The following is a 2015-nucleotide window of genomic DNA, read 5'->3' as shown; positions in this document are numbered from 1 at the left end:
GACGGCGGCGGCGCTTGCGGCCGTCGCCATCGCCTTCGCCGTCCTCGCGGTCGCGTCCGCCTTCTTCGCGATCGCGCGATCGCGCGGGACGCTCGTCGGCGACTTCCTCTTCGGCTTCTTCTTCCTCGTCCTCGGGATAGTCGTCGTCGTCATCCTCGATCGGCGCGATCGGGGCGAAGCTGCGGCGCGCGATCGGCGGCGGGCCGCTGACCTCGACCGCCATGCGCGCGCCTTCGGTCTCGCCGTCGGGCAGGATTTCGACCGTGACCCCGTAAAGCTCTTCGATCTCGCGCAGTTCGCGGCGCTTTTCGTTGAGGAGGTAGAAGGTCGCTTCCTGGCTCGCGCGCAGGGTGATCTTGTTGCCCTTGCCGCGCGCGGCTTCCTCTTCGATCAGGCGCAGGGCGCTGAGGCCCGCCGACGAGGCCGTGCGGACGAGGCCGGTGCCTTCGCAATGCGGGCAGGGGCGCGTCGAGGCCTCGAGCACGCCGGTGCGCAGGCGCTGGCGGCTCATCTCCATCAGGCCAAAGCCCGAGATGCGGCCGACCTGGATGCGCGCGCGGTCGTTCTTCAGCGCATCCTTCATCGCGCGCTCGACCTTGCGGACGTTCGAGCCATGATCCATGTCGATGAAGTCGATCACGACAAGGCCCGCCATGTCGCGGAGGCGCAGCTGGCGCGCGATTTCGTGCGCGGCTTCGAGGTTGGTGCTGAGCGCGGTCTGCTCGATATTATGTTCGCGCGTCGAACGCCCCGAGTTGATGTCGATCGACACCAGCGCCTCGGTCGGGTTGATCACGAGATAGCCGCCCGATTTCAGCTGGACGACGGGATTGAGCATCCCCGCAAGCTGGTCCTCGACGCCGTAGCGCTGATAGAGCGAGACGGGATCGGCATATTGCTTCACGCGCCGCGCGTGGCTGGGCATCAGCAGCTTCATGAACTGCTTCGCGGCCTTGTAGCCCTCGTCGCCCTCGACCAGCACCTCCTCGATATCTTTATGATAGATATCGCGGATCGCGCGCTTCACGAGGTCGCTGTCCGAGTGGACCAGCGCCGGCGCGCTCGATTCGAGCGTCTTCTGGCGAATCTCGTCCCACAGGCGCGCGAGATAGTCGAAGTCGCGCTTGATCTCGACCTTGGTGCGGCTCATCCCTGCGGTGCGGACGATGCAGCCCATCGTTGGCGGCAGCGCGAGTTCGTCGATCATCGCCTTCAGCTTGCGGCGGTCGGCGCCGTTCGAAATCTTGCGGCTGATCCCGCCACCGTGCATCGTGTTCGGCATCAGCACGCAATAGCGGCCGGCGAGCGACAGATAGGTGGTGAGCGCGGCACCCTTGTTGCCGCGTTCTTCCTTGACGACCTGCACCAGCATCACCTGACGGCGGCGGATAACGTCCTGAATCTTGTAACGGCGGCGCAGCGACATGCGGTTTTCGCCGTCTTCGTCGTCGCCCCGGCGGCTGCGGCCACGGCCGCCCTTGCGGTTGTTGCCGCGCCCGCGCCCGCGGCCCCGACGGTCGCCGCGGCCATCCTTGCCTTCTTCCGACCCTTCGCCGCCCTCTTCGGCGTCGCCATTCCCGGCATCGCCATTGTCGTCGCCATCTTCATGGTCATCATGATCGTCGCGGTCGTCGTCGCGATCGGCGCGGCCCTCGCCATTCTCGTCCTCGTCGTGATATTCGACGTCGGCGACATCGCCTTCGAGCTCGTCGAGGTCTTCCTCGGCGCGCTGGGCGGCGGCGGCGGCATGCTCGGCCTCTTCGCGCAGCAGCGCGTCGCGGTCTTCCTTCGGAATCTGGTAATAATCGGGGTGGATTTCGCTGAACGCGAGGAAGCCGTGGCGATTGCCGCCATATTCGACGAACGCCGCCTGAAGCGACGGTTCGACACGGGTAACCTTGGCCAGATAGATATTGCCCTTGAGCTGCTTGTGCTCGGCGGACTCGAAATCAAACTCCTCGATGCGGTTTCCCTTGGTGACGGCGACCCGGGTTTCTTCCCGGTGCCGCGCGTCG

1 protein-coding gene is annotated in these 2015 nt (G+C 65.9%); it reads right to left on the bottom strand.

The features are described 5' to 3' along the window. A partial coding sequence (locus VN047_RS06955; protein WP_325541409.1) for a ribonuclease E/G occupies positions 1 to 2015 on the bottom strand: 2015 nt, incomplete at both ends.

The organism is Sphingopyxis sp. (assembly GCF_035565275.1).
GTDB lineage: Bacteria > Pseudomonadota > Alphaproteobacteria > Sphingomonadales > Sphingomonadaceae > Sphingopyxis.
This window is presented reverse-complemented; position numbering and strand designations above follow the sequence as displayed.